Origin of the sequence: Imperialibacter roseus (assembly GCF_032999765.1) — a bacterium.
Classification (GTDB): Bacteria; Bacteroidota; Bacteroidia; order Cytophagales; family Cyclobacteriaceae; genus Imperialibacter; species Imperialibacter roseus.
This window is the reverse complement of the sequence record NZ_CP136051.1, coordinates 4,493,986-4,519,923: the sequence shown is the minus strand read 5'-3', so window position 1 is coordinate 4,519,923 and position 25,938 is coordinate 4,493,986. Positions and strand designations below refer to the sequence as shown.

The window sequence follows — 25,938 nt, the reverse complement described above, 5'->3', positions numbered from 1 at the left end:
ATGACACAGAAAATAAGAATCAAACTTAAGTCTTACGACCACAATTTAGTTGACAAGTCATCTGAAAAGATCGTAAGAGCCGTAAAGACGACAGGTGCTATAGTTAGCGGTCCAATTCCGTTGCCTACAGAAAAGGAAATCTTTACTGTGCTTCGTTCACCCCACGTGAACAAGAAGTCAAGAGAGCAGTTCCAGCTTTGTACTTACAAGCGCTTGGTAGATATTTATTCAAACAGTACAAAAACAGTAGACGCTTTGATGAAGCTTGAATTGCCAAGCGGTGTCGACGTTGAAATTAAGGTCTGACCTTAAATAGTATTGTTTCGTAAAGAACCAATAATGATCAGAGTTATTGGTTCTTTTTTTGTGCATAGATATTTTAAAAATTTAGAGTTAACAGTTTTGTAGGACAGAGCAAATTACTATCTTTGCAGTCCTTTTTGGCGGATAAACGCCGAAAACGTTGATAAAGAACTTATAACCAATACGATGTCAGGAATTATTGGAAAAAAAATTGGAATGACTAGTATCTACGGTGCCGATGGACGTAACGTTGCATGCACGGTGATAGAGGCTGGTCCCTGCGTTGTTACCCAAGTGAAGAATGAGGCTACTGATGGCTACAAGGCTATCCAGTTGTCTTATGACGAACGGAAGGATAAGAACACTCCTAAGGCCCTTAAAGGCCACTTTGCTAAGGCTAAAACTACTCCTAAAAAGAAGGTAGTTGAGTTTCGTGACTTCCGTGAGGAATTCGAAGGCCAGGTGAAGATAGGGGACAAGATCATGGTCGGCGAAGTATTCAAAGAGGCCGAGTTTCTTGATGCAATCGGAACATCAAAAGGAAAAGGCTTCCAGGGTGTTGTTAAGCGCCACGGTTTCGCTGGTGTTGGCGAGGCAACTCACGGTCAGCACAACAGACTTCGTGCTCCCGGTTCCATCGGTGCATGTTCGTTTCCATCAAGGGTTTTCAAAGGCATTAGAATGGCCGGAAGAACAGGTGGTGACAGAGTGAAGGTGATTAACCTTCAGATCATGAAGATCATGCCGGAGAAGAATTTAATTGTAGTCAGTGGCTCCGTTCCAGGTGCTAAGAACTCATACGTAATCCTAGAGAAGTAACATGGAACTAGTTGTAAAAAAATATACCGGTGAAGACACCGGAAGGAAAGTTAGTCTCTCAGATGCTGTATTTGCAATCGAGCCTAATGACCATGCTATCTATTTAGATGTAAAGCAGTTTCTAGCTAATCAGAGACAGGGCACTCACAAGTCTAAAGAGCGTAACGAAGTTTCTGGGTCAACCAGAAAGATAAAGAAACAAAAGGGAACAGGTACTGCCCGTGCAGGTAGCATCAAATCGCCCGTCTTTGTTGGTGGTGGTCGTATATTCGGACCAAGACCCAGAACGTACGGATTTAAGCTAAACAAGAAAGTAAAAGCACTTGCCCGTAAGTCTGCATTGACTTATAAGGCCAAAGGCGAATCGATTTCTGTTATAGAAGATTTCACTTTCAGCGCTCCTAAAACAAAAGACTTCATAAAGATGCTTGAAGTTTTGGCGCTTGCTGATAAGAAGACCCTTGTGGTGTTGCCTGCAGTAGACAAAAACATTGTTTTGTCAGGCAGGAACCTGGAGAGATCAAAGGTCGCCCTTGCAGCTGACGTTACTACCTACGATCTGCTTCATGCTGATCACGTAGTTTTCGTTGAGAGCTCTATTCAAACAGTTGAAAACACTCTTAATTAAAGACCATGAGCGTATTAGTAAAACCCTTGGTTACTGAAAAGGTGTCTTCTATGAACGAGAAAGGCAAGTATGGCTTTGTTGTGAAGAAGGGTGCCAATAAGGTAGAGATAAAGAAGGAGATAGAGAAAATGTATGGTGTGAAGGTTGAAAATATCAACACCATGGTCTATCAGGGAAAGAGAAAAACCAGGTATACAAAGTCACGTGTGCTTGAAGGCAGAACTGATGCCTACAAGAAGGCCATTGTGACCGTTGCCGAAGGAGAAGTAATTGATTTTTACGCAGGAATATAAAGTAACGGGAAAATGGCAGTAAAAAAATTAAGACCGATTACACCAGGCCAGCGTTTCAGAATGGCGCCTGACTATTCTATGATTACAACCAATGTGCCTGAGAAGTCATTGGTGGCAAGCAGAAAGAAAAGTGGTGGTAGAAACGCCGGAGGTCGCATGACTATGCGCTATTTAGGTGGTGGTCATAAGCAGAAGTACCGTATGATTGATTTCAAGCGTGACAAGCATGATATTCCTGCTACCGTAAAGTCAATAGAATACGATCCAAACAGAACAGCTTTCATAGCTTTGTTGGCTTACGCTGACGGCGAAAAAAGATACATCCTGGCACCTGAAGGTATTCAGGTAGGACAAACCTTGTTTTCAGGGGAGTCAGTAGCTCCGGAAGTAGGCAATGCATTGCCAATGTCGAAAATTCCTCTTGGTACAATCATTCACGCCATCGAACTGAAGCCTGGTAAGGGCGCAGCCATGGCAAGAAGTGCTGGGGCTTACGGTCAACTATTGGCCCGTGAAGGAAAGTATGCCACTATCAAATTGCCTTCTGGTGAGATGAGAATGGTTTTGGCAGTCTGCATGGCAACAGTTGGAACTGCATCTAATGGCGAACACATGAACGTCGTGCTTGGTAAGGCTGGCCGTAACAGATGGTTGGGAAGACGCCCAAGAGTTCGTGGTGTTGTAATGAACCCTGTCGATCACCCGATGGGTGGTGGTGAAGGTAGAGCTTCTGGTGGTCATCCAAGATCTAGAAATGGTCTGTTGGCGAAAGGAAAGAAAACACGTCGCCCGAACAAGTATTCTGATAAGTTAATCATCTCTAATAAAAAGAAATAAGTAATGGCTAGATCTCTTAAGAAAGGCCCATATATAGATTTCAGACTGGAGAACAAGGTGGAAACCATGAACGAGGCTGGCAAGAAGTCGGTAATCAAAACATGGTCAAGAAGATCTATGATCTCACCAGATTTCGTTGGCCATACCTTTGCGGTTCACAACGGAAACAAGTTTATACCAGTGTATGTTACTGAAAACATGGTGGGTCACAAGCTAGGTGAATTTGCACCAACCAGGAATTTCAGGGGTCACATCGCCAAAAAAGATAAAGGTAAAAGATAAGGATATGGAAGCAGTAGCTAAGTTGAAGAACGTTCCTACCTCTCCACGAAAAATGAGATTGGTTGTTGATCTTATCAGAGGCGTACGTGTAAATAAGGCTTTGACTATACTTAAGCATGAATCAAAGCATCCTGCTGCACGTTTGGAGAAACTGTTGTTGTCTGCTATTGCCAACTGGCAGCAGGGCAACGAAGATGCCAAACTTGAGGAAGCTGATTTGTATGTGAAGGCCGTATCTGTTGATTCAGGTCGGATGTTGAAAAGACTGAGACCAGCACCGCAGGGTAGAGCTCACAGGATAAGAAAGCGTTCAAACCACGTAACATTGGTTGTGGACAGCCTGGCACCTGCGGCAACAGCGCCTGAAACAAAAGCAACCGAAAACACAGAAAAGTAAAACGCATGGGACAGAAGGTAAACCCAGTCGGTTTTAGACTCGGAGTCATTAAAGGATGGGATTCAAGCTGGTTTGGAGGCAAAACTTTTGCTGACAAATTGGTAGAAGACACCAAAATCAGAAAATACATAACTGCAAGGATTCCCAAGGGTGGAATCGCTAAGATAGTTATCGAGCGTACGCTTAAGCGGATAACGCTTACTATCCACACTGCTCGTCCTGGCGTTGTTATTGGAAAAGGTGGTTCTGAAGTCGACAAGATCAAAGAAGAGCTGAAGAAGATAACTGGAAAAGATATCCAGATAAATATATTCGAAATTAAAAGACCAGAGCTTGATTCACTTCTGGTAGGTGAGTCAATTGCTCAACAGTTGCAGGCTCGTATTTCTTACAGAAGAGCCATGAAGCAAGCGATTGCTTCTGCAATGAGAGTGGGAGCTCAGGGAATTAAGATAAAGGTATCAGGACGTTTGGGCGGTGCTGAAATGGCACGTACTGAAATGTACAAGGAGGGTAGAATTCCTCTACACACACTTCGTGCTGATATTGACTACGCAATTTCTGAAGCGCAGACTGTTTACGGTAAGATTGGCATCAAGGTTTGGATATTCAAAGGTGAGGTGTTCGGAAAAAGAGACCTTTCCCCTAACGTAGGAATAACAAACGACGCCAACAGTGGTAACTCTGGTGGAGGCCCTGGCAACAGACGTGATGGAGGTGGTAGAAGAAGAGGTGGACCCGGTGACGGCGCTCCTAAACGTAAAAGAAAATAATAACTAGTTAATTAGCTGACAAATGTTACAGCCTAAAAGAACTAAATTCAGGAAGCAACAAAAAGGAAGAGTAAAAGGTATTGCCCAAAGGGGTCATACACTTTCTTTCGGAACTTTTGGATTGAAGTCATTGGAATCTGGTTTTATTACCTCACGCCAGATTGAAGCATCGAGGATCGCCGTTACAAGGGCAATGAAAAGGGAGGGTCAGGTTTGGATCCGCATATTCCCCGACAAGCCTATTACCAAAAAGCCCGCAGAAGTACGTATGGGTAAAGGTAAAGGTGCACCTGAGTACTGGGTGGCCATCGTAAAGCCAGGAACTATTATGTTCGAAGCTGGTGGTGTGCCCATCGAGACAGCTAAAGAAGCGCTAAGATTAGCGGCTCAGAAGCTTCCTATAAAAACTAAATTTATTGTCAGAAGAGATTACGCTGCAATACAATGAAAAATTCAGAGCTAAAGTCGCTTTCTGTAGAGGAGCTAAACGCACGACTCGCAGCAGAGAAAGAGAGCCTTCAAAAGTTGAAGTTCGCCCATGCTGTTACTCCTGTTGAAAATCCGATGAGGATCCGCCACAACCGTAGGGTTGTTGCCAGGATTCAAACCGAGCTACACTCAAGAGAGCTATCAAAATAATTGGAGTATGGAGACCAGAAATCTACGTAAAGAGAAAACAGGAAAGGTTGTTAGTGATAAGATGAATAAGTCTATCACGGTGGCAGTTTCTCGTAAGGTGAAGCACCCTATCTATGGAAAGTTCATAGGTAAAACAACCAAGTTTTTGGCACACGATGAGAAAGATGAGTGTGGCATTGGTGATACTGTACGCATAGCAGAAACGAGACCTATGAGTAAAAGGAAGCGTTGGAGATTGGTAGAAATTATCGAAAGAGCAAAATAAGATGATACAGCAGGAATCCAGGTTATCTGTTGCAGATAATAGCGGTGCCAAAGAGGTACTTTGTATACGTGTGCTAGGTGGAACGGGTAAGCGTTACGCTTCAATCGGAGATAAGATTGTAGTGAGCGTTAAGTCTTCCATTTCTTCAAGCAGTTTGAAGAAAGGTACTGTTTCCAAGGCCGTCATTGTACGCACCAAGAAGGAAATCAGAAGAAAGGATGGTTCATACATCAGATTTGAAGATAACGCAGCTGTGTTATTGACGGGTAATGACGAACCAAGAGGAACTCGTATTTTCGGACCTGTTGCCAGAGAGCTTCGTGAAAAACAATTCATGAAAATCGTTTCATTGGCGCCTGAAGTACTATAACATATGAAAACTAATTCAAAGCCTAATAAGCTACATGTCCGCAAGGGTGACACTGTAAAAGTGATCGCCGGCAACAGTAGAGGAAAAACTGGCAAGGTGCTGGAAGTAGTACCTGGCGATAGCAAGGCCTTTATTGAAGGATGTAATATTATTACGAAGCACGTAAAGCCTTCTGCTCAGAACCCAAATGGCGGGATCGAAAAGAAAGAGGCTCCTATTCATTTGAGCAACCTGATGGTGGTGGATCCGTCAACAGGAAATGCAACGAGAGTTGGGAGAAAAGAAGACAAGAACGGCAAGCTTCAAAGATACGCAAAGAAAACTGGGGAGGTAATTAACAATGGCTAGTCCTAGATTAAAAACGAAGTACCAGGAGGAGATCATGAAAGCCTTGATGGAGAAATTCCAGTACAAGTCTATCATGCAGGTTCCTAAACTGACCAAAATCACAGTAAACAAGGGTATTGGCGCAGCTGTAGCTGACAAGAAACTTGTGGATGTAGGAGTTGAAGAGCTTACTACTATCACTGGTCAGAAGGCAGTTCCTACCAAAGCCAAAACATCTATATCTAACTTCAAATTGCGTGAAGGGATGCCAATCGGAGCGAGAGTAACGCTTCGTGGTGATAAGATGTATGAGTTTCTTGACCGTTTGATGTCAATTGCCCTTCCAAGGGTTCGTGACTTCAAAGGTATCAAGGACAGTGGGTTCGACGGCAGAGGGAACTACACATTAGGGGTGAAGGAGCAGATCATTTTCCCTGAAATCAGTATTGACAAAATCAATAAGATATCTGGTATGGATATCACGTTTGTTACTACTGCAAATAGTGATGAGGAGAGTTATGAATTGCTGAAGGCATTTGGAATGCCATTCGCATCAAAAAATAAATAACATGGCTAAAGAATCAGTTAAAGCACGGGAGAGAAAAAGAGAGCATTTGGTAGCAAAGTATGCTGCTAAAAGAAAGGCACTTAAAGAAGCAGGTGATTACATCGGCCTGGATAAGTTGCCCAAGAACGCTTCTCCGGTACGTCTTCACAACCGTTGTAAATTGACGGGGCGTCCAAAAGGATATATGAGGAAGTTTGGTATTTCTCGTGTAACATTTCGTGAGATGGCTTCTGATGGTAAAATACCAGGCGTGACCAAGTCAAGCTGGTAATTATTTGCCCAAGGCATATTGTTAAGAAAGAAAATAATTTATACCTTTGCAGCCCTGTTAAAAAGGGCTTAATTATTTTACTGTATGGTTACAGATCCTATAGCAGATTATCTAACACGAGTTAGAAATGCAATAAAAGCAAATCACAGAATCGTTGAGGTTCCTGCTTCTAACATCAAGAAGGAGATCACCAAGGTTCTAATGGATAAGGGATATATCCAGAACTTCAAGTTCGTTGAAGATGATAAGCAAGGTGTTATCAAGATAGCGTTGAAATACAATGCTGTTACGAAGAAAAACGCCATTTTATCTCTTGAGAGAATAAGTAAGCCTGGTTTGCGTAAGTATGCTCACGTTGAAAAAATTCCTCGTGTTCTCAATGGCTTGGGTGTAGCTATCATTTCAACCTCACGAGGTGTAATGACAGACAAAGAGGCCAGGACACAGAATATTGGTGGAGAAGTACTTTGTTATGTTTATTAAGATATTGATGTCATGTCAAGAATAGGAAAGAAACCAGTAACTGTACCTGCCGGGGTAACCATTTCAATAGATAAAACTGTTGTTACGGTTAAAGGTCCTAAAGGCCAGTTAACACAAGATATAGATCCTGACATCCAGGTTAAATTGGAGGGATCAGAATTGGTTGTTGAAAGACCAACTGAACAAAAGCGTCATAAAGCTATGCACGGTTTGTACAGGTCTTTGATCGCTAATATGGTTGAGGGAGTAAGTAATGGTTACAAAGCAGAGCTGGAGCTGGTAGGTGTAGGTTATAAAGCCTCACATCAGGGAAACGTTCTTGAATTAAACCTTGGCTACTCTCACAATATATTTTTGGCTCTGCCAGATGAAGTTAAGTTGAACACTGAAACGCCAAAAGGTAAGAATCCAACGATAAGTCTAGAAAGTATCGATAAACAGCTTATTGGACAAGTTGCTGCCAAGATCAGATCACTAAGAAAAGTAGAGCCTTACAAAGGTAAAGGTGTTCGCTTTGTGGGAGAGCAAGTTCGTAGAAAAGCTGGTAAAACTGCTGCTAAAAAATAATTAAGATGGCCACCAGTAAAGGAGACAGAAGATTAAGAATAAAAAGAGGAATCCGTAACAAGATTAGCGGAACTTCTGACAGACCCAGGCTTTCGGTTTTCAAAAGCAACAAGGGAATATATGCTCAACTAATTGATGACCTGAGTGGTCACACACTCGCAGCATCTTCTTCAGAAGATGTGGGTCAGAAGGGAAAGATCAACAATGATGTTTCTAAATTGGTTGGGAAGAAAATTGCTGAAAAGGCTAAGGAAAGCGGCTTGGCAACTTGTGTTTTTGATCGTGGTGGTTACCCATACCACGGACGTGTAAAAGCACTTGCTGAAGGAGCCAGAGAAGGTGGTCTTAAATTCTAATTGAACATGACACAGTCAAACGTAAAATCGGTAAAAGCGTCCGAAATAGATCTTAAAGAACGAGTAGTTGCCATTAACAGGGTAGCGAAAGTAGTGAAGGGTGGACGTCGTTTTAGCTTTTCAGCTATCGTAGTAGTAGGTGATGGCAATGGAGTAGTAGGCTACGGATTGGGTAAAGCCAATGAAGTAACCGATGCAATCACTAAAGGTATCGACGATGCTAAAAAGAACCTTGTTAAGGTTCCGATATTGAAAGGAACGCTTCCACACGAATCGAACGGTAAGTTCAGCGGCGGCAGGGTTTTGATTAAGCCAGCTGCACCTGGTACAGGTGTAATTGCCGGTGGTGCGATGCGTGCGGTATTGGAGAGTGCAGGCGTTCACGATTGTTTGGCTAAGTCAAAAGGTTCGTCAAACCCACACAACGTGGTAAAAGCAACTTTTGACGCTCTGACAAAAATGCGTGATGCGTTCACCGTGGCTGACCAAAGAGGTGTCGAACTAGAAAAAGTTTACAAAGGATAATTCTGATGGCAAAAGTTCAGATTACACAGATAAGAAGCACAATAGGTCGTCCTGCAGTTCAAAAGGCGACAATTAAGGCTTTGGGCCTTGCAAAAATAAATCGTTCTGTAGAAAAGGAACTTACTCCTCAGATCGCAGGAATGATTGCTAAGGTTACTCATTTAGTTGAAGTTAAAGCTCTTTAAGATTATGGATTTAAGTACACTAAAACCTGCAAAGGGGTCTACCCAGAGTAGAAAGAGAATAGGAAGAGGTCAGGGCTCAGGAATGGGCGGTACTTCCACTCGTGGTCACAAAGGTGCTCAATCCAGGTCTGGCTATAGCAAGAAAAAAGGATTTGAGGGTGGTCAAATGCCACTTCAGCGCCGTGTGCCGAAGTTTGGTTTCAAGAATAGAAACAAGGTTGTTTCAAAACCAATCAATCTTGACGTACTTCAGACGCTTGTAGACACCTACAAGGTGAAAGAGGTAACTCTTGACACGCTTATCGAGCATGGATTGGCTTCTAAGAACGATACTGTTAAGGTATTGGGCAGAGGTGAGTTGAAAGCAAAAGTAGATGTATCTGCAAGTTCTTTTTCAAAAGTTGCTCAGGAAGCAATTGAAAAGGCAGGTGGTAAGGTAACCGTACTTTAATAGAATGAAGCGATTTATTAGCACCATAAGGAATATCTTTAGCATAGAGGATCTCCGTATTCGAATTTTGAACACGGTTGGATTTCTGCTGATCTTTAGATTGGGATCTTATATAGTTCTTCCAGGTATCGATCCATCTAAACTTGCTGGGGAAGCCCAGGGGATATTTGGTCTGCTTGATACCTTCTTAGGTGGTGCCTTTAGTAATGCCTCCATATTTGGGTTGGGCATTATGCCATACATTTCAGCTTCTATCGTTTTGCAGCTGTTGACTGTGGCTGTCCCTTATTTCCAGAGACTGCAAAAGGAAGGTGATAGCGGCAGAAAGAAGATTAATCAATATACAAGAGTATTGACCATATTTATCACGCTGGCTCAGGGAATCGGGTATTTAACTGCCACTATTCCAGCAGAAGCTATTGTGATGGCCAACAGGACGTTCTTTACAGGTAGCTCAATTGTCATTCTTACAGCCGGCACTATTTTCTGTATGTGGTTGGGTGAGAAAATTACTGACAAGGGTATAGGTAATGGAATCTCAATGCTTATCATGATAGGCATCGTGTCGAGGTTCCCCGCAGCAATCATTGCTGAATCTCTGTCGAGAGGTATGAGTCAGGGGCTTATCCTTGTGCTTGAGATTGTTGCACTGTTCTTTGTAGTAATGGCGGTTGTTATGTTGACACAGGCCGTTAGAAGAATACCAGTTCAATATGCGAAGCAGGTAGTGGGTAATAAGGTATATGGCGGTCAGCGTCAGTACATTCCGCTAAAAGTGAATGCAGCTGGTGTAATGCCAATCATTTTTGCTCAGTCGCTTATGTTCCTCCCCGCACTTATTGCGAGTATCTGGGCTGACACTAGTGACATGGCACAATACATAGGGACAACGTTTTCTGACTTCCAGTCGTGGCAGTACAATGCATTGTTTGCATCGTTGATTATAATTTTCACGTTCTTTTACACAGCCATCACCATCAACCCTAATCAGATTGGTGATGATATGAAGAGAAACGGAGGTTTTATACCAGGCATTAAGCCAGGAAAGGCAACTTCTGAATTTATAGATGGAGTGCTTACAAGAATTACGCTGCCAGGAGCCTTGTTCCTTGCATTGGTGGCTATTATGCCGGCATTTGCGAGTATGGCAGGCGTTACACGTGAGTTTTCACAGTTCTACGGCGGAACGTCGCTGTTGATCATGGTGGGGGTTATTTTAGATACTTTACAGCAAATAGAAAGCTACCTTCTTATGAGACACTATGAGGGTATGATGAAGTCGGGTAGATTAAAAGGCAGATCTCAAAACGTAGCTGTAGCGTAATTTATAATATGGCGAAACAATCATCTATAGAACAGGACGGTACGATAGTAGAAGCACTATCCAATGCGATGTTCAGAGTGGAGTTAGAGAATGGGCATCAGGTAGTAGCCCACATTTCAGGTAAAATGAGGATGAATTACATCAAGATTTTGCCAGGCGATAAAGTGAAAATGGAAATGTCGCCCTATGATTTGACAAAAGGGAGAATAGTATACAGATATAAATAAGTAGTCATGAAAGTAAAGGCATCTGTAAAGAAACGTAGCGTAGACTGCAAGATAATCCGCCGTAATGGTAAGGTGTACGTTATCAATAAGAAGAATCCAAGGTTTAAACAAAGACAAGGTTAATTATGGCTCGTATAGCTGGAGTTGATATTCCCGATAATAAAAGAGGAGAGATAGGTTTGACCTACATCTTCGGAATTGGTCGTAGAACGGCTCAGAAAATACTTGCTGAGGCTGGGATCAACTGGGACAAAAAGGTGTCGGAGTGGACCGAGGAGGAAGCGAACGCAGTTCGTTTGATCATCACTGAGAATATTAAGGTTGAGGGTGTACTGAAATCTGAAATTCAGCTGAGCATCAAGCGTTTACTTGATATTGGATGTTACAGAGGACTACGTCACAGAAAAGGGTTACCTGTTAGAGGTCAGCGTACCAAAAACAATAGCCGTACTAGAAAAGGTAAGAGGAAAACAGTGGCTAACAAGAAGAAGGCTACTAAATAATAACTTTTAGCAATGGCTCAGAAGAGAAAAGACAAGGCGAAAAAGCGTGTTGTAGCTGTTGAAGCAGTTGGGCAAGCACATATAAGGGCTTCATTCAACAACATCATCATTGCGATGACCAATAATAACGGACAAGTTATTTCTTGGGCTTCAGCAGGCAAGATGGGCTTCAGGGGTTCGAAGAAGAACACTCCATACGCAGCACAAGTAGCAGCACAAGACTGTGCAGCTAAGGCATATGATCAAGGACTCCGCAAGGTGGAGGTATTTGTGAAAGGCCCTGGATCAGGCAGAGAGTCTGCTATCAGGACTATTCAAAATGCTGGCATCGAAGTCACTGTGATTAAAGATGTGACCCCGCTTCCTCACAATGGATGTCGCCCGCCTAAAAGACGTAGAGTTTAATTAAAGACTGTAGAAAGAAATGGCAAGATATACTGGTCCAAAAACCAAGATTTCGAGAAAATTTGGAGAGCCCGTTTTGGGTGGTGGCAAAGCCCTTCAGAAGAAGGCTTATCCTCCGGGACAGCACGGCAGAAGCCGTCGTCGTAAGCAGTCTGAATATGCGATCCAGCTACTGGAGAAGCAGAAGGCTAAGTACCTCTACGGATTGTTGGAGAGACAATTTGCTAAGACATTCAATACTGCTCAACGCAAGGACGGCATCACTGGTGAGAACCTGTTGAAGCTTCTTGAAAGCAGGCTGGACAACACTGTTTACCGGATGGGCATTGCCCCAACAAGAAGAGGAGCACGTCAGTTAGTCCTTCACAAGCATATCACTGTAAATGGTGAAGTAGTAAATATCCCAAGTTATTCTCTGTCAGCTGGAGATACTGTAGGCGTTCGTGAAAAATCTAAGTCTTTATTGGCTATCACGGAGAGTCTTGCAGCACGTTCTTCCAATAAATTTGGCTGGCTAGAGTGGGATGGCTCGCAAATGACTGGTAAGTTTATTCAAGCTCCATCGAGAGATGAAGTTCCTGAAAACATCAAGGAGCAGCTTATCGTCGAATTGTATTCAAAATAATTTTATCAATTAAACACTTTCTATTGCTATGTCAATACTAGCATTTCAAATGCCCGAGAAAGTGGTTATGGAAAAGGCCGATGATTTTCATGGGCTTTTCACCTTTAAACCGCTCGAGAAAGGATACGGAGTTACCATTGGTAACGCACTGAGAAGAATACTTCTTTCCTCTCTTGAAGGCTATGCAATTACAGCAATAAAAATACCAGGTGTTTTGCATGAATTCTCTACAATTGAGGGAGTTATGGAAGACGTAACAGAAATCATCCTGAACCTCAAAATGGTTAGGTTCAAGAAGATTGCTGACATGGTAGACAATAAAGTCACTGTCTCTATTTCGAAGCAAGCTAAGTTTACAGCTGGCGACATCGGCAAGTTCACTTCTTCATTTGAAGTATTGAACCCTGAGTTGGTTATCTGTAACCTTGATCAAAGTGCGCAATTCGAAATAGAAGTTACAATCGAAAAGGGTAGAGGCTACGTGGCCGCTGATGAGAATAAACCTTCTGGCGATCAGGTGTTCGGATACATTCCGATTGACTCTGTTTTTACCCCTATTAAGAACGTAAAATATAGCGTAGAGAATACCAGGGTTGAGCAAAAGACAGACTACGAGCAGTTGATTCTTGACATAGAAACTGACGGTTCTATTCACCCTGAGGCAGCTCTTAAGGGAGCAGCAAACATACTTATCCAACATTTCATGTTGTTTTCTGACCAGAGCATGGTGCTTGAAACAGCCGATGCTAAGGAGCCAGATGCTGTTGATGAGGAGCTTCTTCACATGCGCAAGCTTCTGAAGACAGCACTGAACGACCTGGATCTTTCTGTTAGAGCTTACAACTGTCTGAAGGCTGCTGATGTTAAGTCATTGGGAGACCTTGTAAGACTTGAAATTTCTGACATGATGAAATTTAGAAACTTCGGTAAGAAGTCGCTTGCTGAGTTGGAACAACTTGTACAGGAGAAAGGGCTTACTTTCGGTATGGACCTGGGTAAGTACAAATTAGAGGAGGATTAATTTATCATGAGACACGGTAAAAAAATAAATCACTTAGGTAGGACAGCAAGCCATAGAAAGGCGCTCCTTTCTAACATGGCGTCTTCGCTGATTCTTCATAAGCGCATAACAACTACTGTAGCTAAGGCTAAAGCACTTAGAAAGTATGTTGAGCCATTGATCACCAAGACAAAAGACGATTCTACTCACAACAGAAGGATTGTTTTCTCTTATCTGCAAAACAAGTATTCTGTACAGGAGCTTTTTGGCCCTGTGGCTGAAAAAACTGCAAGCCGCCCCGGCGGCTACACAAGGATTATCCGTTTGGGTAGCAGACTTGGTGACAATGCAGAAATTTGTATGATGGAGCTTGTTGACTTCAATGAATTGCTAATTGGAGAAGCAACTGCGAAGCCTAAGGCTAAGAGAACACGTCGTAGCAAGGCTGCTGCTGGTGCTGATGATGCTAAATCGTCTGCTACAGATGCAGTAGTTGTGGAGGAGGCTCCAGTAGCCGAAGCGGCTGTTGAAGAAGTTGCTGCTGAAACTACTGAAGAAGCGGCTGCGGAAGCACCTGAAGAGGGTACTGATGAGGCTAGCGCTGACGACTCAGCTGAAGAGGAGAAGAAATAATCATAAAATAGAATATTTCAATTGAAAGGGTTGGCTTTTGTCAACCCTTTTTTGTTTTCAAGCGGTGGGTCTTAGAAAATTCTTTCTATTTTTGTGCCTGCTTATTCGCCTCTATTCTCAAGCTGGCTAATTAGTTTTGAATGCTTGTAGGCTTTCAAATAAATCACATTAGTTATATAAAGGTAAACACTGCATACTCATGAAATACACACCGAATCCACGTGCTGTTTTACTTCTGGAAGATGGAACCTTGTACGAAGGCGATGCCATCGGTAAAATTGGAACGAGCGGAGGAGAGATTTGCTTTAACACTGGCATGACCGGCTATCAGGAGATTTATACTGACCCGTCATACTTCGGCCAGATTGTAGTGAACACAACGTCTCACATCGGTAACTATGGAGTGAATGCGGATGAGCAGGAATCGGCTACACCTAAAATCAGCGGAGTGGTTGTGAATGAATTTTCGAAGCTGTATAGCCGCAAAACGGCTGATTCGAGCCTCAACGACTATTTTATCAAACACAACACAGTCGGTATTTCTGGGCTTGATAGCCGGAGCCTTGTGAGGCACATAAGGAGCAAAGGAGCGATGAACGCAATTATCTCTTCCGAGATTTTTGACAAAGCGGAATTGATGGCTAAGCTTAAGCAGGTGCCGTCAATGGACAAGCTTGAGTTGTCTTCTAAAGTGACCACAAAAGACGCATATACCTATGGTGACGAAAGCAGCAAAATAAAAGTGGCGGTGCTTGATCTTGGTATTAAGCAATCGATTCTCAAGAACATGGCAGCCCGGGGCATATATTGCAAGGTGTTTCCGGCACAAACCACGTTCAAAGAAATGGAGGCATGGCAGCCAACAGGGTACTTCATTTCAAACGGCCCTGGCGACCCTTCAGTGATGGATTACGCCGTCACCACAGTAAAAGAAATTCTTGCAGCGGACAAACCATTGTTCGGTATATGTCTTGGTCATCAGATTTTAGCGCTTGCTTGTGGTATCAGCACATTTAAGATGCACCATGGCCATAGAGGACTTAATCACCCGGTGAAGAACCTGGTGTCGGGGAAGAGCGAGATTACGTCGCAAAACCATGGGTTTGCAGTAAACATGGACGAGCTGAAAAGCTCTTCCGTTGCAGAACTAACACACATACATTTGAACGACAGTTCGGTGGCGGGCATGAAATTGAAAGGTAAGAAAGTATTTTCTGTCCAGTACCATCCGGAATCATCTCCGGGACCGCACGACTCCAGGTATTTATTTGATCAGTTCGTTGAACATCTAAACTAAAAACATAATGAGTTTAATTGAAGGAATTCACGCAAGGCAGATTCTTGACTCCAGGGGCAATCCTACCATTGAGGTAGATGTCTACACCGAAAATGGAATTATGGGCAGAGCGGCCGTGCCCTCTGGTGCTTCTACAGGCACACACGAAGCTGTTGAGCTTAGAGACGGTGATAAGTCGAAATACCTTGGAAAAGGTGTGCTTAAGGCTGTTGAAAACGTGAACGAGAAAATAGCCGGCGAACTGATAGGCCTTAGTGTTTTCGACCAGAAGCTTATCGATAAGATAATGATTGAGCTTGATGGCACGCCGAACAAAGGCAAACTCGGTGCTAACGCCATTCTTGGTGTTTCTCTGGCAGTTGCTAAGGCAGCAGCGCAAGAGTCAGGACAGTCTTTGTTCAGATACCTTGGCGGACCTAACGCAAGCACGTTGCCTGTGCCAATGATGAACATCATCAATGGTGGTTCTCACTCAGATGCGCCCATCGCATTCCAGGAATTTATGATTCGCCCTGTAGGTGCACCTACTTATAGCGATGCGCTGAGAATGGGTGCTGAAATTTTTCATGCCCTTAAGAAGATTCTTCACGACAAAGGATTGAGCACTGCCGTAGGAGACGAAGGTGGTTTTGCTCCTAACCTTTCAGGTGGAACAGAAGAAGGCCTTGCCGACATTCTGAAAGCGATTGAGAAGGCTGGATACAAGGCTGGAAAAGACGTAATGATTGCGTTTGACTGTGCTGCTTCTGAGTTTTACGAAGACGGCAAATACAACTACAAGAAATTTGAAGGTGACACTGGCAAAGTAAGAACAACCGCTGAGCAGGTTGAATACCTGGCAGAGCTTGTTGAGAAATACCCTGTTGATAGCATAGAAGACGGTTGTGCTGAAAACGACTGGGAAGGCTGGAGACTTTTGACCGAGAAAATCGGACACAAGTGCCAGATTGTTGGTGACGACCTTTTGGTGACTAATGTGAAGTTTCTTGAAAGAGCGATCAACGAGAAGTGTGGCAACTCCATTCTTATCAAAGTAAACCAAATCGGTTCTTTGACCGAGACGCTTGCTGCTATTGAAATGGCACACAAAGCTGGCTGGACGGCTGTTATTTCTCACCGCTCAGGTGAAACGGAAGATGCTACCATCGCTGATATTGCCGTGGCTACCAATGCCGGACAGATCAAGACTGGTTCTCTTTCACGTTCCGACAGGATGGCTAAGTATAATCAGTTGCTTAGAATCGAAGAAGAATTGGGAGAAACAGCTTATTTCCCTGTTAAAAAATAATTAAGGTCATTACGTAAAATCCCGGCTATCGTGCGCTTCGCATGTTGCCGGGATTTTTTTATTTTTGGGAAATAGACTACATTTCCAGTATGATTTCGAGGTTTTTCAAGAATCTGCCCCCCTACACGAGGAACTTCTATTTCCTCTTCACCTTCTTTTTCCTTATCTGGATGCTTTTCCTGGACTCCAACGATGTTTTTACGCAACTGCGCCTAAGCCGGAAGTTGGTTGATCTGGAGGCTCAGAAGGAGTATTATCTGGAGAAAATCGAAGAGGTGAGAAAAGACAGGCATGAGCTGCTTAGCGATAGCGACCTGCTCGAGAAGTTTGCCAGAGAGCGCTACATGATGAAAAAGCCCACCGAGGACTTATACATCATAGTGGCGGAAGAGTAGACAGGTGTTATTACGAAATACAACGTTGTTTACCGTATGAAATCATTAGTAGCAGCTTTTATTCTATTTTTCATTTCGTTTTCATCGTTTGCTCAAAAGGAATACGATCAGGAGAACAGCAGTTTCTTTGACAGGGTATACCTCGGCGGCAACTTTGGAGCTCAGTTTGGCTCTGTCACGTTTGTCGACCTTTCTCCGCTGGCAGGTTATATGATTACGCCGAAGCTTTCAGCAGGACTTGGAGTTACCTACCAGTACATCAACTTCAAGTACTATAATGCGTCTTATTCGAACTACGGATGGCGTACCTTTGTGAGAAGGAATATTGGTCGCCAGTTCTTTGTACACGGTGAATTTGAAAACCTCAACCTGCAGTTTTACAATGCCAATGACGACGTGGTAAGGCAGTGGGTACCCGGTTTGTTTGCGGGCGGCGGACTTTTTCAGCCAATAGGCAGAAATGGCGGCGGTTTTATGATTAGTGCACTATACAATCTGCTGTACGACGACATCCGATCTCCCTACAACAGCCCCATAGTATTAAGGGTAGGCTTTACCTTCTAAAAAGCCACGCCAAGTTTCTCGCCGAGCTCTCTTAAATCTTTCTCTACTGGAGGCAGCAGCGGGATACCGCTTTCCATTCTTTCCTTTTCCATTTCTCTTTCCGGGTCGCCTGGTATCAGCACCCTGTCCTGCCCTTTTACTGTTTCTGCTTTTCTGAACGTGCTGATCCACTTGTCCATGTGCTCCTTGAACTCGTCGGCGGGACGGAAAGCATCCACCCGCATTGCACCAAAGAAGTGCCCGATGCCTTCGCCAACAGGATCGGCAGGAGGGGAGAGAAAGGCTACAAATGGAGGCACCCAGGGGCCGTAGTTGGCACCCGACAGCACAGCCGAGAATATATCGACGATGGCACCCAGCGAATAGCCCTTGTGCGAGCCGTGTTCCCGGTCGCCGCCGAGTGGAAGCAGCGCACCACCGTCTTTTACACCATTGGCATTAGTGGTGGGGGTTCCGTCTTTTTCCTGCACCCAGCCGAGAGGAGCCTCAAGGTTTTTTCTTTGCAGAATTTCCAGCTTGCCATTGGCAGCGGTGGTAGTGGCCATGTCGGCAACAAATGGCGGTTGTGTTTTGGCAGGAATGGCTACAGAAATGGGATTGGTACCTAGCAGCCTGGTAGTGCTAAATGTTGGAGCAACCAGCGGGCTGGCATTGGTCATTGAAATGCCAATCATGTCTTTTTCCAGTGCCATCATGCTGTGGTAGCCGGCAATGCCAAAATGGTTGGATCCTTTCACCGAAACCCAGCCGGTGCCGACTTTCTCTGCTTTTTCAATAGCCACTTTCATGGCATAGGGTGCCACTACCAAACCCAGACCGCCGTCGCCGTCTACAACTGCTGTTGAAGGTGTTTCGTGCACAATCCTGATGTTTGGTTTGGCATTGACTCTTTTCGCTTCCCAGAGCCTTACATAGCCTGAAAGACGTGCTACGCCATGGGAGTCAACTCCTCTGAGGTCGGCACTGAGGAGTACTTTGGCGCCGAGGGTGGCGTCTTTCTTAGAATGCCCGATGGCAAGAAGTATGTTTTCTGTGAAGGAAAGTAAATGCTGATATGTAAACATGTGATCTGATTTCTAGAGGGTAAAAATAGAGATAGAAGAGGTGCTACCCAATCAGAAACAGAATATTTGACCAAGAAATTTCTAAGGGATTATAACTCAAAGTCGTTTAGTTAAGAGCATTCTACCCTTCTCTTAAAAGGGATGTTAATCATCATTTAGTCGCCCTTTAGGGCCGGGGTAAAAATGGAAATGGGACACCAAACCCCTTAACTAAACTACAATGGATTAAACCCTCTTTTTGTAGAGCGAATGGATGGTCTTTAGGAGGACGCCTTCTTTCAAAGCATAGGCAGAAACCCGGATGTTTTTGATGTCGAGCTTTTGGTTAATAAAGTGAATGAGGATGCTGGCCACCACAATCATGTCGACCCGCATTTCAATCATACCAGGCACGTTCATTCTTTCCCGCCTGTTGAAAGTAATCATCTTCTCATAAATGCCCTCGAAGGCATCCAACGTAAAGGGAAATTCGGTACCGAGTGGGTTCTTTTCGATTTTGTTGTCGAGCATGTAAATGTCGCTTAATGTATCGAAGGTGCCTGATGAGCCCACGAGGGTTTGCGGTTTGTATGTTTGGCATGCTTCGAAGAGCGGTTCGAGGTTCATGGCCAGGTAACTCTGAAGTCTGATGACTTCTTCTGGTAGAATGGGGTCGTGGCTGTGGAACTGGTCAATGAGGCGCTGCCCGCCAATTTCAAAGCTTCGCTTCCAGAAGATCTCTGATTGATTGCCGATGATGAACTCAATGCTGCCACCGCCAATGTCCATGATGAGCACAGGCTCATCTGTCATAGGAATAGCCTTTTTTACACCGTAGTAAATGGTTTCGGCTTCTTCATCGCCTGAGATAATCCGGACTTCGATGCCCAATTCACGCTGAACCCTGCCAGCAAACTCTACACCGTTTTTTGCATTTCGGATGGCACTGGTGGCTGTGGCAAAAACCTCATCTACTTTTTCAGCCTTCAGCACATCGTTGAATCTTTCCAGTGCTTTCAGCGCCCTTTGCGTGGCCTCTTCCGTAATCAGACCGTGTGAAATGCCGCCTTCGCCAATTCTTACCAGCAGCTTCTCTTTAAAAAGGACGGTGAAATCATGGTCTCTCACTTCTGCAACGAGCAGGTGAAAGGTATTCGTACCCATGTCAATGATTCCGACTTTCATGATTTAGTCCCTCAGCTGTGCTAAAAATTGGCGCAAGATAACATTTTATCATACGAGTAAGCATATACCGCCAAAATTTAACCGCCGAGGTATATACCGTTCATTTGAGTTCGTTTTTAGTGTATTCCACAATATCTTTGACAATTAACCTTCATGTAATGAAACAACCACAGCCCAAAATTCATTTGCCGACCATTGATGAAAAGTATGAGAGACTAAAAGAGCTGAATGAGCAGGCGCTGCAGGGTGGCGGAAATGCCAGGGTGGCCAGACAGCATGAAAAGGGAAAGCTCACAGCCAGGGAACGGATTGAGCTCCTGATGGACGAAGGTACCTTCGAGGAAATTGGCAAGCTGGTGGTTCATCGGTCCTCGGATTTTGGGCTGGACAAAGAGAAATACCTGGGTGATGGCGTTGTCACAGGCTATGGCAACGTAAATGGCCGGATGGTATACGTGTTCAGTCAGGATTTCACTGTTTTTGGCGGTTCGCTTTCTGAGACGTTCGCTGAGAAGATTGTGAAGATCATGGACTTGGCCATGAAGAATGGTGCACCCGTGATCGGGCTCAACGACTCAGGTGGCGCCAGGATACAGGAAGGGGTGGTGTCGCTCGCAGGTTATGCGGATATTTTCTACCGAAACACAAGGGCTTCTGGCGTGGTACCTCAGATTTCGGCCATCATGGGGCCATGTGCCGGTGGTGCGGTGTATTCGCCAGCTATCACCGACTTCATTCTGATGGTGGAGGACACTTCCTATATGTTCGTGACCGGGCCTAACGTGGTGAAAACGGTGACTCAGGAAGACGTGACCTCCGAAGAGCTGGGCGGCGCAAGCACCCATTCGACCAAAAGTGGCGTGACACATTTCTCCTGTGCCAACGAGGTAGAGTGCATCAACAATATCAAACAGCTTTTGTCGTACATGCCACAAAACTGTGAGGATGAGGCCCCGGCTGTCAGCTACCATTCGTCCGATGAGAAGAGGTCGGCACTCGATAAGGTCCTCCCCGACAACCCTAACCAGCCGTACGACATGCGTGAAGTGGTGGCTGAAATAGCCGACGAGGAGAGCTTTATGGAGGTGCATAAAAACTATGCAGAAAACATTATTGTTGGGTTTGCAAGGATAGGAGGGAGAAGCATTGGCATCGTTGGCAACCAACCAGCGTCGCTGGCGGGCGTGCTCGACATCAACTCCTCTACTAAGGCTGCCAGGTTTGTGCGGTTTTGCGACTGCTTCAATATCCCATTGCTGGTGCTGGTAGACGTTCCGGGCTTTTTGCCAGGCACTGACCAGGAGTGGCATGGCATTATTAACCATGGAGCCAAGCTGCTATATGCGTTTTCGGAGGCAACGGTGCCACGGGTAACGGTCATCACTCGTAAAGCCTATGGTGGCGCCTATGATGTAATGAACAGCAAGCATATTGGCGCCGACATGAATTTTGCCTGGCCGACTGCTGAAATAGCCGTGATGGGAGCGAAGGGAGCGGCAGAGATTATTTTCAAAGGTGAAATCGCCAAAGCATCTGATCCCGCCGCTAAGCTCGATGAGAAAGTGGCGGAATACACCAACCGATTTGCGAATCCGTTCGAAGCTGCTGCCAGGGGGTATATTGATGAAGTGATCATGCCGCACGAAACAAGAATCAAAGTGATGAAGGCCTTTGAGATGCTGAAGAACAAGGTAGACACACTTCCAAGAAAGAAGCACGGCAATATTCCGCTTTAGAATGGAATGCATGAATGGTCGCTGGATATAAATAACAAAAACAAGAGATAAGCAATTGACAATGGACAAGAAGAGCAGAGATTTTCTATTCAAATACTTAAATAATGCATCACCGACCGGTTTTGAGTCGTCGGGCCAGCATATATGGCTGGAGTACATGAAGCCTTATATTGACACCTACATTTCCGACACCTACGGAACGGTAGTGGGTGTGATCAATCCCGATGCGCCTTACAAGGTGGTGATTGAGGCGCATGCTGATGAAATCGCCTGGTTTGTGAACTATATTACCGACGATGGCTATATCTACGTGAGAAGAAACGGTGGTTCCGATCACCAGATTGCACCTTCCAAAAGGGTCAATATCCATACCGATAAAGGGATTGTAAAAGGGGTGTTTGGCTGGCCGGCCATACACGTAAGAGACTCGGCAAAGGAAGAGAGCCCTACGCTGAAGAACATCTTTGTGGACATTGGAGCGACCTCCAAAGACGAAGTAGAAAAGGCAGGTGTGCATGTGGGCAGCGTGATGACGTTCGAAGACGAGCTGATCGAGCTTGGCGAGCATTACCTGTGCGGAAGAGCGCTCGACAACAGAGTGGGTGGTTTTATGATCGCCGAAACTACCAGAAGAATTGCGGAGTCGAAGGTGAAGCTGCCATTTGGTCTGTATGTGGTGAACGCAGTGCAGGAAGAAATAGGACTGAGAGGGGCTGAAATGATTTCCAGGCGAATTAAGCCAGATGTAGCCATCATTACCGACGTGTGCCACGACACCCATGCGCCTATGTACGACAAAAAGCAGCAGGGCGATCTGAAAGCGGGCAAGGGACCAGTGTTGACTTATGGGCCGGCAGTGCAGAACAACCTGCTGAAGATGGTGATTGATGTGGCAGATAAAAACAAGATTGCCTTCCAGCGGGCCTCAGCCAGCAGAGCGACGGGTACTGACACCGATGCTTTTGCTTATTCGGCGGAAGGTGTGGCCTCGGCACTTATTTCTTTGCCGTTGAAGTACATGCACACCACAGTAGAAACTGCTCACAAAGACGACGTGGAAAACGTAATCAAGCTGATGCACGATTTTCTTGTGCAGCTTCCTGCGGGGCATGACTTTCGGTATATCAAATGATCGAAGAGGTTACTATATGCATAGGCGCAGAGAGTAACCTCTTTAATTTCTTCTTTCTGCGGAAGCGTAGAAAGTAACCTCTTTAATCTCCCTCGTTTGAAGCGAGGGTGTGTGAGACATGCACTTGTAGTGCATAAAATCAGGAAGAAAAGAAGACCGTTGTTTGATGCGTTAGAAACGCAAATCCCGCCCACTCTCGTTGCAAAAGAAGACGATTGAGGTGCCAACAATTAAAGAGGTTGCTATTTGCATAAGCGCAGATAGTAACCTCTTTAATATCTCACAAAACCCCCTCAGGGACCTCGCTAATCGGCTTGATCATGATGTCTTTGTAAAACAGCTCTGCGCCTTCCGATTGCAGTTGAATCTTTCCTTTCTTCAGTGGCTGCTCGCCGGAGTTAGTGAGCTGGCGGGAGTTGTACAGCGCCATCACCACCTGGCCATTCACGATATGGATGGCAGTGTCACCGAAACAAATCAACTCCAGGGTATTCCACTCACCTGTTGGCTTTTCACCATCCGGATGTTTGGTGGCGTGCCTGCCGATATCACTTTTCTCGCTAAATGCCCGCATGGTGGCAGTGGCATCATAAATATAGTTTTCGCCTTCCTGGCGGGTAGGCACGTCCATCACGCCGCCAGCCACACCCCAGTAGTCGCCAGTGTCACCTTCCTGCACCTGAAACTCTTGTGAGCGCATCCAGAAGCCGCCATCAGCCCCATGTGCACCAACGGCGTGGTACAGCAAACCGCTGTCTCTTTTGCTATTGTCCTTGGGCCGGTGTTTGGCCTCTCCCCACTTGAACTGTAGCTTCAGGTGGTAGTTGCTGAATTCGCTGGTGGTCGAAATGCCACCCCATTGCTCGCCTGAGATACGAATGGTGCTTTGCTGATCAACTTTTGCCACGCTGAAGATTCCTTTGGGGTCTTTATTCAGGCCCACTGGGTCACCGGCCGGCCGAAAAGTAGAATCATTGACTTGTGTCCATTCCTGGCCCAGGTAGGTGTCCCAGCCAGTGAGGTCTTCTCCATTGAAAAGGATCTGCCAGTCTTGTTTTTCAGAAGAGCTTTGGCAGCTGAATAGGGTAACGAAAACAATCAACGTAAGTGTAGGTATGAGTTTGTTCATGGTAAAATCGTGTTGTGAGCTGTTGAAATTACCTGCAATATCGGTTTTTTCTATGAGTTGGTAAGAGCAGACCCTTTACAGCCTGTTTTCGTATATTTAACAAACGGGATGGCTTTCCTCCTCTCCCTGCCACCCGTTCCCCTCTAGCGCAAGATTCACTTCGTTTTTGTGGTGGACGGGAGTGCATCTTGCCGTGGTTATCTGTCCATATAGGTGTGTAATGACATCGGTATAGCGCTGGATCCACCTGTGCCTTGCCTAGTTTAACGACCTCAACTCCCACACATCACTTCTCAGTAGCGCAAAACGCAGGAAATTGCTAATTAGCACAGTACTCGTAAACAGCCATTCAACGATGAGAATACTGCTCGCCTTCTTCATGCTGCTTGTCAGCACCAGCGCCTTCAGTCAGGAAGCCATGCGCCGCTGGCGCAAAATGAACCAGGTGCGGAACGATAAGTTTGACCTGGTGCTGCCGGAAGCCATGAGGGAAAACAATATCGATATGTGGATCATCATGAACCGGGAGGGGAATTTTGATCCGCTGTATCCCGACATGGGTGAAGGTTATGTGGGCAGTGTGGGCTACTACATCTTTACCGACCGTGGGGGCGACCGTATTGAGCGATCCGTGCTGGGCATTGATGGCTACCTGTTGGAAGAAGGTGGCGCTTACGACTACTTCGGGTCGGCGAGTGAACTCAAGGCATTTGTGGAGGCCCGAGACCCTAAGAGAATTGGCCTCAATATGTCAAAGAATATTGGTGGTGCGGATGGCCTCAGCCATTCTGGCTATTCGGAGCTGGCGGAAGTGCTGGGGAAGAAGTACGAGCAGCGGTTTGTGTCGGCCGAGAAGCTGGCGTCCGACTTCAGGTCGAGGCGGGTGGCCAGCGAAATAGCGATTTATGGTGAGGCCGGGGAGCTCTCATATACCCTTGCCGAGCGGGCCTTCTCCAACGAGGTGATCACTGCGGGCGTAACCACGCTGGAAGATGTGGCCTGGTGGCTGAAGGAGCAGCTTTTCAAAAACAACCTGGAGTCGTCGTTTGGTATGCCGTCGGTGTACGTTACCGGCCCTGAGGGCATTGCCGCCACTTCTACAGACCGCATTATTCAAAGAGGTGATGTACTTTTCATCGACTGGGGCGTGGGCCTCATGAACATGTACACCGACATGAAGCGGATGGCTTATGTGTTGAAAGAAGGAGAAACCGGAGTACCTCCTGGCATCCAAAACGCCTTCGACCAGGCCGTGAAAGTACGGGATGTGGTAAAGCAAACCATCAAACCTGGAGTGACGGCGCAGAAAGCTGAGGATGCCGTTTACGAAGCACTGACCAAAGCAGGTTTTAATAAGATGCCGGGGTTCAACAAACCTACTGAGCTTGACAAAACGGATGTAATCATTGGCTGCCACTCGGTGGGCAACTGGGGTCACGGCATCGGGCCGTCCATTGCTTTTTTTAATCCGGTACAATTGGGATATGAGATCAAGCCCTCCAACCTGCTTTCTATTGAGTTTTTCGCTTACACCAAAGTACCCGAATGGGGAGGGAAGAAACTGCGGGTGGCGCTGGAAGACGACGCTGTGATTACTGCCAGAGGAGTCGAATGGCTGTACCCCATCAATCCCAGGGTGCTGTTGATTAAGTAACTTTTTCTCAGGCAACGCCAGATTGACTTAATCACCTGTATTCAGTTTGTATCAGGAAAAAGGTTTGCATTTGATTATCAAAACAGGGATCGTTGAATGCCTGCCCGTGTCGGAAATTTGCCAGCGTTTTCGGTTTTTTGCCGCACCGCTGTCGGAAACATTATAGAATTCGCCGGATTTATTGTAGCCGTCGCCCTCCCATGCCCAGTACCTTTGTATCCGCAAAAGCAAGAAGCGATTCAAATTTGAATCCTGCCCCTTGAGGGCAATGCATTATTTTTTAAACAGATTAGCACCGCATTTTTTTAGCGGCAGAAACCAGGGCAGGTTAGCAATAACCTGCCCTTTTTGCGTTGATTAGCGGTATTGCGTTACTTTTGAATGCTCTGAGCCTACTTTTTTGCCGAGACATCGTGTGTCTGATGATTGAAAGACAACTGCATGGATGTCGCTTCTGGT

39 protein-coding genes are annotated in these 25,938 nt (G+C 45.4%); 36 read left to right on the top strand and 3 right to left on the bottom strand.

Going from position 1 to position 25,938, the window contains the following annotated elements; genetic code table 11:
- The 33 genes from rpsJ (at position 1) to RT717_RS18955 (ending at position 17,600) form a co-directional block, all read left to right on the top strand.
- The gene (gene rpsJ, locus RT717_RS19115; RefSeq protein WP_151997940.1) at positions 1–306 is read left to right on the top strand and encodes a 30S ribosomal protein S10; all 306 of its coding nucleotides are present in this window, start codon (positions 1–3) and stop codon (positions 304–306) included.
- Between the two features lie 183 nt (positions 307–489).
- The gene (gene rplC / locus RT717_RS19110) at positions 490–1,122 is read left to right on the top strand and encodes a 50S ribosomal protein L3 (RefSeq protein ID WP_151997941.1); all 633 of its coding nucleotides are present in this window, start codon (positions 490–492) and stop codon (positions 1,120–1,122) included.
- A gap of 1 nt (position 1,123) precedes the next feature.
- The gene (gene rplD / locus RT717_RS19105) at positions 1,124–1,750 is read left to right on the top strand and encodes a 50S ribosomal protein L4 (protein WP_151997942.1); all 627 of its coding nucleotides are present in this window, start codon (positions 1,124–1,126) and stop codon (positions 1,748–1,750) included.
- A gap of 5 nt (positions 1,751–1,755) precedes the next feature.
- Positions 1,756–2,043 carry a 50S ribosomal protein L23 gene (rplW, locus tag RT717_RS19100; RefSeq protein WP_317487968.1) on the top strand — a complete coding sequence of 96 codons (288 nt, stop codon included), beginning with the start codon at positions 1,756–1,758 and terminating at the stop codon, positions 2,041–2,043.
- Between the two features lie 12 nt (positions 2,044–2,055).
- Positions 2,056–2,880: a 50S ribosomal protein L2 gene (gene rplB / locus RT717_RS19095; RefSeq protein WP_317487967.1), complete on the top strand. Its 825-nt coding sequence runs from the start codon at positions 2,056–2,058 to the stop codon at positions 2,878–2,880.
- Between the two features lie 3 nt (positions 2,881–2,883).
- On the top strand, positions 2,884–3,162 hold the full coding sequence (rpsS, locus tag RT717_RS19090; RefSeq protein ID WP_151997945.1) for a 30S ribosomal protein S19: 279 nt from the start codon (positions 2,884–2,886) through the stop codon (positions 3,160–3,162).
- 4 nt (positions 3,163–3,166) lie between these two features.
- Positions 3,167–3,559, top strand: coding sequence for a 50S ribosomal protein L22 (rplV, locus tag RT717_RS19085; protein ID WP_317487966.1), 393 nt, complete (start codon positions 3,167–3,169; stop codon positions 3,557–3,559).
- 5 nt (positions 3,560–3,564) lie between these two features.
- On the top strand, positions 3,565–4,332 hold the full coding sequence (gene rpsC, locus RT717_RS19080) for a 30S ribosomal protein S3 (RefSeq protein ID WP_151997947.1): 768 nt from the start codon (positions 3,565–3,567) through the stop codon (positions 4,330–4,332).
- A gap of 22 nt (positions 4,333–4,354) precedes the next feature.
- Entirely contained in the window at positions 4,355–4,780 is a 426-nt protein-coding gene (gene rplP / locus RT717_RS19075) for a 50S ribosomal protein L16 (protein WP_151997948.1), read from the top strand.
- Complete coding sequence (rpmC, locus tag RT717_RS19070) at positions 4,777–4,971, top strand: 50S ribosomal protein L29 (protein WP_151997949.1); 195 nt, start codon at positions 4,777–4,779, stop codon at positions 4,969–4,971. Before rplP ends, rpmC begins: the two co-directional genes overlap by 4 nt.
- 7 nt (positions 4,972–4,978) lie before the next feature.
- A complete protein-coding gene (gene rpsQ, locus RT717_RS19065; RefSeq protein WP_317487965.1) occupies positions 4,979–5,236 on the top strand; it encodes a 30S ribosomal protein S17 in 258 nt (85 codons plus the stop codon).
- A 1-nt stretch (position 5,237) separates the two neighbouring features.
- Complete coding sequence (gene rplN / locus RT717_RS19060) at positions 5,238–5,606, top strand: 50S ribosomal protein L14 (protein WP_151997951.1); 369 nt, start codon at positions 5,238–5,240, stop codon at positions 5,604–5,606.
- Between the two features lie 3 nt (positions 5,607–5,609).
- A complete protein-coding gene (rplX, locus tag RT717_RS19055; protein ID WP_317487964.1) occupies positions 5,610–5,954 on the top strand; it encodes a 50S ribosomal protein L24 in 345 nt (114 codons plus the stop codon).
- A complete protein-coding gene (gene rplE / locus RT717_RS19050) occupies positions 5,947–6,501 on the top strand; it encodes a 50S ribosomal protein L5 (RefSeq protein WP_151997953.1) in 555 nt (184 codons plus the stop codon). Before rplX ends, rplE begins: the two co-directional genes overlap by 8 nt.
- A 1-nt stretch (position 6,502) precedes the next feature.
- Positions 6,503–6,772 carry a 30S ribosomal protein S14 gene (rpsN, locus tag RT717_RS19045; RefSeq protein ID WP_151997954.1) on the top strand — a complete coding sequence of 90 codons (270 nt, stop codon included), beginning with the start codon at positions 6,503–6,505 and terminating at the stop codon, positions 6,770–6,772.
- Positions 6,773–6,856: 84 nt separating this feature from the next.
- A complete protein-coding gene (rpsH, locus tag RT717_RS19040; protein ID WP_151997955.1) occupies positions 6,857–7,255 on the top strand; it encodes a 30S ribosomal protein S8 in 399 nt (132 codons plus the stop codon).
- 12 nt (positions 7,256–7,267) lie between these two features.
- A complete protein-coding gene (gene rplF / locus RT717_RS19035; protein WP_151997956.1) occupies positions 7,268–7,822 on the top strand; it encodes a 50S ribosomal protein L6 in 555 nt (184 codons plus the stop codon).
- Between the two features lie 5 nt (positions 7,823–7,827).
- The gene (gene rplR / locus RT717_RS19030; RefSeq protein ID WP_151997957.1) at positions 7,828–8,178 is read left to right on the top strand and encodes a 50S ribosomal protein L18; all 351 of its coding nucleotides are present in this window, start codon (positions 7,828–7,830) and stop codon (positions 8,176–8,178) included.
- A 6-nt stretch (positions 8,179–8,184) separates the two neighbouring features.
- Positions 8,185–8,703, top strand: a complete 519-nt coding sequence (rpsE, locus tag RT717_RS19025) for a 30S ribosomal protein S5 (protein ID WP_151997958.1) — start codon at positions 8,185–8,187, stop codon at positions 8,701–8,703.
- Between the two features lie 5 nt (positions 8,704–8,708).
- Positions 8,709–8,888 (top strand): 50S ribosomal protein L30, encoded by a 180-nt coding sequence (rpmD, locus tag RT717_RS19020; protein WP_151997959.1) that lies wholly within the window; start codon positions 8,709–8,711, stop codon positions 8,886–8,888.
- 4 nt (positions 8,889–8,892) lie between these two features.
- Positions 8,893–9,339 (top strand): 50S ribosomal protein L15, encoded by a 447-nt coding sequence (gene rplO, locus RT717_RS19015; protein WP_317487963.1) that lies wholly within the window; start codon positions 8,893–8,895, stop codon positions 9,337–9,339.
- A gap of 4 nt (positions 9,340–9,343) precedes the next feature.
- Positions 9,344–10,663 carry a preprotein translocase subunit SecY gene (gene secY / locus RT717_RS19010; RefSeq protein ID WP_317487962.1) on the top strand — a complete coding sequence of 440 codons (1,320 nt, stop codon included), beginning with the start codon at positions 9,344–9,346 and terminating at the stop codon, positions 10,661–10,663.
- Between the two features lie 8 nt (positions 10,664–10,671).
- On the top strand, positions 10,672–10,890 hold the full coding sequence (gene infA, locus RT717_RS19005) for a translation initiation factor IF-1 (RefSeq protein WP_151997962.1): 219 nt from the start codon (positions 10,672–10,674) through the stop codon (positions 10,888–10,890).
- Positions 10,891–10,896: 6 nt separating this feature from the next.
- A complete protein-coding gene (gene rpmJ / locus RT717_RS19000) occupies positions 10,897–11,013 on the top strand; it encodes a 50S ribosomal protein L36 (protein WP_151997963.1) in 117 nt (38 codons plus the stop codon).
- 2 nt (positions 11,014–11,015) lie between these two features.
- Positions 11,016–11,393, top strand: a complete 378-nt coding sequence (gene rpsM / locus RT717_RS18995; protein WP_151997964.1) for a 30S ribosomal protein S13 — start codon at positions 11,016–11,018, stop codon at positions 11,391–11,393.
- Positions 11,394–11,405: 12 nt separating this feature from the next.
- Positions 11,406–11,798: a 30S ribosomal protein S11 gene (gene rpsK / locus RT717_RS18990; RefSeq protein WP_151997965.1), complete on the top strand. Its 393-nt coding sequence runs from the start codon at positions 11,406–11,408 to the stop codon at positions 11,796–11,798.
- Between the two features lie 19 nt (positions 11,799–11,817).
- Positions 11,818–12,423 (top strand): 30S ribosomal protein S4, encoded by a 606-nt coding sequence (rpsD, locus tag RT717_RS18985; RefSeq protein ID WP_317487961.1) that lies wholly within the window; start codon positions 11,818–11,820, stop codon positions 12,421–12,423.
- 28 nt (positions 12,424–12,451) lie between these two features.
- Positions 12,452–13,444 (top strand): DNA-directed RNA polymerase subunit alpha, encoded by a 993-nt coding sequence (locus RT717_RS18980; protein WP_317487960.1) that lies wholly within the window; start codon positions 12,452–12,454, stop codon positions 13,442–13,444.
- Positions 13,445–13,450: 6 nt separating this feature from the next.
- The gene (rplQ, locus tag RT717_RS18975) at positions 13,451–14,056 is read left to right on the top strand and encodes a 50S ribosomal protein L17 (protein ID WP_317487959.1); all 606 of its coding nucleotides are present in this window, start codon (positions 13,451–13,453) and stop codon (positions 14,054–14,056) included.
- Between the two features lie 199 nt (positions 14,057–14,255).
- Entirely contained in the window at positions 14,256–15,353 is a 1,098-nt protein-coding gene (gene carA, locus RT717_RS18970) for a glutamine-hydrolyzing carbamoyl-phosphate synthase small subunit (RefSeq protein ID WP_317487958.1), read from the top strand.
- 7 nt (positions 15,354–15,360) lie between these two features.
- On the top strand, positions 15,361–16,641 hold the full coding sequence (gene eno / locus RT717_RS18965) for a phosphopyruvate hydratase (protein ID WP_151997970.1): 1,281 nt from the start codon (positions 15,361–15,363) through the stop codon (positions 16,639–16,641).
- A gap of 89 nt (positions 16,642–16,730) precedes the next feature.
- Positions 16,731–17,036, top strand: a complete 306-nt coding sequence (locus RT717_RS18960; RefSeq protein WP_317487957.1) for an FtsB family cell division protein — start codon at positions 16,731–16,733, stop codon at positions 17,034–17,036.
- A gap of 36 nt (positions 17,037–17,072) precedes the next feature.
- Positions 17,073–17,600 (top strand): hypothetical protein, encoded by a 528-nt coding sequence (locus tag RT717_RS18955; protein WP_317487956.1) that lies wholly within the window; start codon positions 17,073–17,075, stop codon positions 17,598–17,600.
- Here RT717_RS18955 and RT717_RS18950 read toward each other — a convergent pair.
- Together RT717_RS18950 and RT717_RS18945 are read right to left on the bottom strand one after the other, a co-directional pair.
- Positions 17,597–18,664 (bottom strand): Ldh family oxidoreductase, encoded by a 1,068-nt coding sequence (locus RT717_RS18950; RefSeq protein ID WP_317487955.1) that lies wholly within the window; start codon positions 18,662–18,664, stop codon positions 17,597–17,599. The genes RT717_RS18955 and RT717_RS18950 overlap by 4 nt on opposite strands.
- A 225-nt stretch (positions 18,665–18,889) precedes the next feature.
- A complete protein-coding gene (locus tag RT717_RS18945; RefSeq protein WP_317487954.1) occupies positions 18,890–19,828 on the bottom strand; it encodes a Ppx/GppA phosphatase family protein in 939 nt (312 codons plus the stop codon).
- A gap of 158 nt (positions 19,829–19,986) precedes the next feature.
- Between RT717_RS18945 and RT717_RS18940 the strand changes: the two genes are divergently transcribed.
- Positions 19,987–21,564 carry an acyl-CoA carboxylase subunit beta gene (locus RT717_RS18940; RefSeq protein ID WP_317487953.1) on the top strand — a complete coding sequence of 526 codons (1,578 nt, stop codon included), beginning with the start codon at positions 19,987–19,989 and terminating at the stop codon, positions 21,562–21,564.
- A gap of 61 nt (positions 21,565–21,625) precedes the next feature.
- Positions 21,626–22,696 (top strand): M42 family metallopeptidase, encoded by a 1,071-nt coding sequence (locus tag RT717_RS18935; protein ID WP_317487952.1) that lies wholly within the window; start codon positions 21,626–21,628, stop codon positions 22,694–22,696.
- 280 nt (positions 22,697–22,976) lie between these two features.
- On the opposite strand, the gene RT717_RS18930 is transcribed toward RT717_RS18935, so the two are convergent.
- Entirely contained in the window at positions 22,977–23,825 is an 849-nt protein-coding gene (locus RT717_RS18930; RefSeq protein ID WP_317487951.1) for a 3-keto-disaccharide hydrolase, read from the bottom strand.
- Between the two features lie 355 nt (positions 23,826–24,180).
- On the opposite strand from RT717_RS18930, the gene RT717_RS18925 reads away from it, so the two are divergent.
- Positions 24,181–25,479 (top strand): M24 family metallopeptidase, encoded by a 1,299-nt coding sequence (locus tag RT717_RS18925; RefSeq protein WP_317487950.1) that lies wholly within the window; start codon positions 24,181–24,183, stop codon positions 25,477–25,479.
- The last annotated feature ends 459 nt before the right edge of the window (positions 25,480–25,938 follow it).

Bases quoted from the DNA above. Each gene is read 5' to 3' on its own strand.
- rpsJ (WP_151997940.1), top strand. From the start codon at position 1: ATGACACAGAAAATAAGAATCAAACTTAAGTCTTACGACCACAATTTA.
- rplC (WP_151997941.1), top strand. From the start codon at position 490: ATGTCAGGAATTATTGGAAAAAAAATTGGAATGACTAGTATCTACGGT.
- rplD (WP_151997942.1), top strand. From the start codon at position 1,124: ATGGAACTAGTTGTAAAAAAATATACCGGTGAAGACACCGGAAGGAAA.
- rplW (WP_317487968.1), top strand. From the start codon at position 1,756: ATGAGCGTATTAGTAAAACCCTTGGTTACTGAAAAGGTGTCTTCTATG.
- rplB (WP_317487967.1), top strand. From the start codon at position 2,056: ATGGCAGTAAAAAAATTAAGACCGATTACACCAGGCCAGCGTTTCAGA.
- rpsS (WP_151997945.1), top strand. From the start codon at position 2,884: ATGGCTAGATCTCTTAAGAAAGGCCCATATATAGATTTCAGACTGGAG.
- rplV (WP_317487966.1), top strand. From the start codon at position 3,167: ATGGAAGCAGTAGCTAAGTTGAAGAACGTTCCTACCTCTCCACGAAAA.
- rpsC (WP_151997947.1), top strand. From the start codon at position 3,565: ATGGGACAGAAGGTAAACCCAGTCGGTTTTAGACTCGGAGTCATTAAA.
- rplP (WP_151997948.1), top strand. From the start codon at position 4,355: ATGTTACAGCCTAAAAGAACTAAATTCAGGAAGCAACAAAAAGGAAGA.
- rpmC (WP_151997949.1), top strand. From the start codon at position 4,777: ATGAAAAATTCAGAGCTAAAGTCGCTTTCTGTAGAGGAGCTAAACGCA.
- rpsQ (WP_317487965.1), top strand. From the start codon at position 4,979: ATGGAGACCAGAAATCTACGTAAAGAGAAAACAGGAAAGGTTGTTAGT.
- rplN (WP_151997951.1), top strand. From the start codon at position 5,238: ATGATACAGCAGGAATCCAGGTTATCTGTTGCAGATAATAGCGGTGCC.
- rplX (WP_317487964.1), top strand. From the start codon at position 5,610: ATGAAAACTAATTCAAAGCCTAATAAGCTACATGTCCGCAAGGGTGAC.
- rplE (WP_151997953.1), top strand. From the start codon at position 5,947: ATGGCTAGTCCTAGATTAAAAACGAAGTACCAGGAGGAGATCATGAAA.
- rpsN (WP_151997954.1), top strand. From the start codon at position 6,503: ATGGCTAAAGAATCAGTTAAAGCACGGGAGAGAAAAAGAGAGCATTTG.
- rpsH (WP_151997955.1), top strand. From the start codon at position 6,857: ATGGTTACAGATCCTATAGCAGATTATCTAACACGAGTTAGAAATGCA.
- rplF (WP_151997956.1), top strand. From the start codon at position 7,268: ATGTCAAGAATAGGAAAGAAACCAGTAACTGTACCTGCCGGGGTAACC.
- rplR (WP_151997957.1), top strand. From the start codon at position 7,828: ATGGCCACCAGTAAAGGAGACAGAAGATTAAGAATAAAAAGAGGAATC.
- rpsE (WP_151997958.1), top strand. From the start codon at position 8,185: ATGACACAGTCAAACGTAAAATCGGTAAAAGCGTCCGAAATAGATCTT.
- rpmD (WP_151997959.1), top strand. From the start codon at position 8,709: ATGGCAAAAGTTCAGATTACACAGATAAGAAGCACAATAGGTCGTCCT.
- rplO (WP_317487963.1), top strand. From the start codon at position 8,893: ATGGATTTAAGTACACTAAAACCTGCAAAGGGGTCTACCCAGAGTAGA.
- secY (WP_317487962.1), top strand. From the start codon at position 9,344: ATGAAGCGATTTATTAGCACCATAAGGAATATCTTTAGCATAGAGGAT.
- infA (WP_151997962.1), top strand. From the start codon at position 10,672: ATGGCGAAACAATCATCTATAGAACAGGACGGTACGATAGTAGAAGCA.
- rpmJ (WP_151997963.1), top strand. From the start codon at position 10,897: ATGAAAGTAAAGGCATCTGTAAAGAAACGTAGCGTAGACTGCAAGATA.
- rpsM (WP_151997964.1), top strand. From the start codon at position 11,016: ATGGCTCGTATAGCTGGAGTTGATATTCCCGATAATAAAAGAGGAGAG.
- rpsK (WP_151997965.1), top strand. From the start codon at position 11,406: ATGGCTCAGAAGAGAAAAGACAAGGCGAAAAAGCGTGTTGTAGCTGTT.
- rpsD (WP_317487961.1), top strand. From the start codon at position 11,818: ATGGCAAGATATACTGGTCCAAAAACCAAGATTTCGAGAAAATTTGGA.
- RT717_RS18980 (WP_317487960.1), top strand. From the start codon at position 12,452: ATGTCAATACTAGCATTTCAAATGCCCGAGAAAGTGGTTATGGAAAAG.
- rplQ (WP_317487959.1), top strand. From the start codon at position 13,451: ATGAGACACGGTAAAAAAATAAATCACTTAGGTAGGACAGCAAGCCAT.
- carA (WP_317487958.1), top strand. From the start codon at position 14,256: ATGAAATACACACCGAATCCACGTGCTGTTTTACTTCTGGAAGATGGA.
- eno (WP_151997970.1), top strand. From the start codon at position 15,361: ATGAGTTTAATTGAAGGAATTCACGCAAGGCAGATTCTTGACTCCAGG.
- RT717_RS18960 (WP_317487957.1), top strand. From the start codon at position 16,731: ATGATTTCGAGGTTTTTCAAGAATCTGCCCCCCTACACGAGGAACTTC.
- RT717_RS18955 (WP_317487956.1), top strand. From the start codon at position 17,073: ATGAAATCATTAGTAGCAGCTTTTATTCTATTTTTCATTTCGTTTTCA.
- RT717_RS18950 (WP_317487955.1), bottom strand. From the start codon at position 18,664: ATGTTTACATATCAGCATTTACTTTCCTTCACAGAAAACATACTTCTT.
- RT717_RS18945 (WP_317487954.1), bottom strand. From the start codon at position 19,828: ATGAAAGTCGGAATCATTGACATGGGTACGAATACCTTTCACCTGCTC.
- RT717_RS18940 (WP_317487953.1), top strand. From the start codon at position 19,987: ATGAAACAACCACAGCCCAAAATTCATTTGCCGACCATTGATGAAAAG.
- RT717_RS18935 (WP_317487952.1), top strand. From the start codon at position 21,626: ATGGACAAGAAGAGCAGAGATTTTCTATTCAAATACTTAAATAATGCA.
- RT717_RS18930 (WP_317487951.1), bottom strand. From the start codon at position 23,825: ATGAACAAACTCATACCTACACTTACGTTGATTGTTTTCGTTACCCTA.
- RT717_RS18925 (WP_317487950.1), top strand. From the start codon at position 24,181: ATGAGAATACTGCTCGCCTTCTTCATGCTGCTTGTCAGCACCAGCGCC.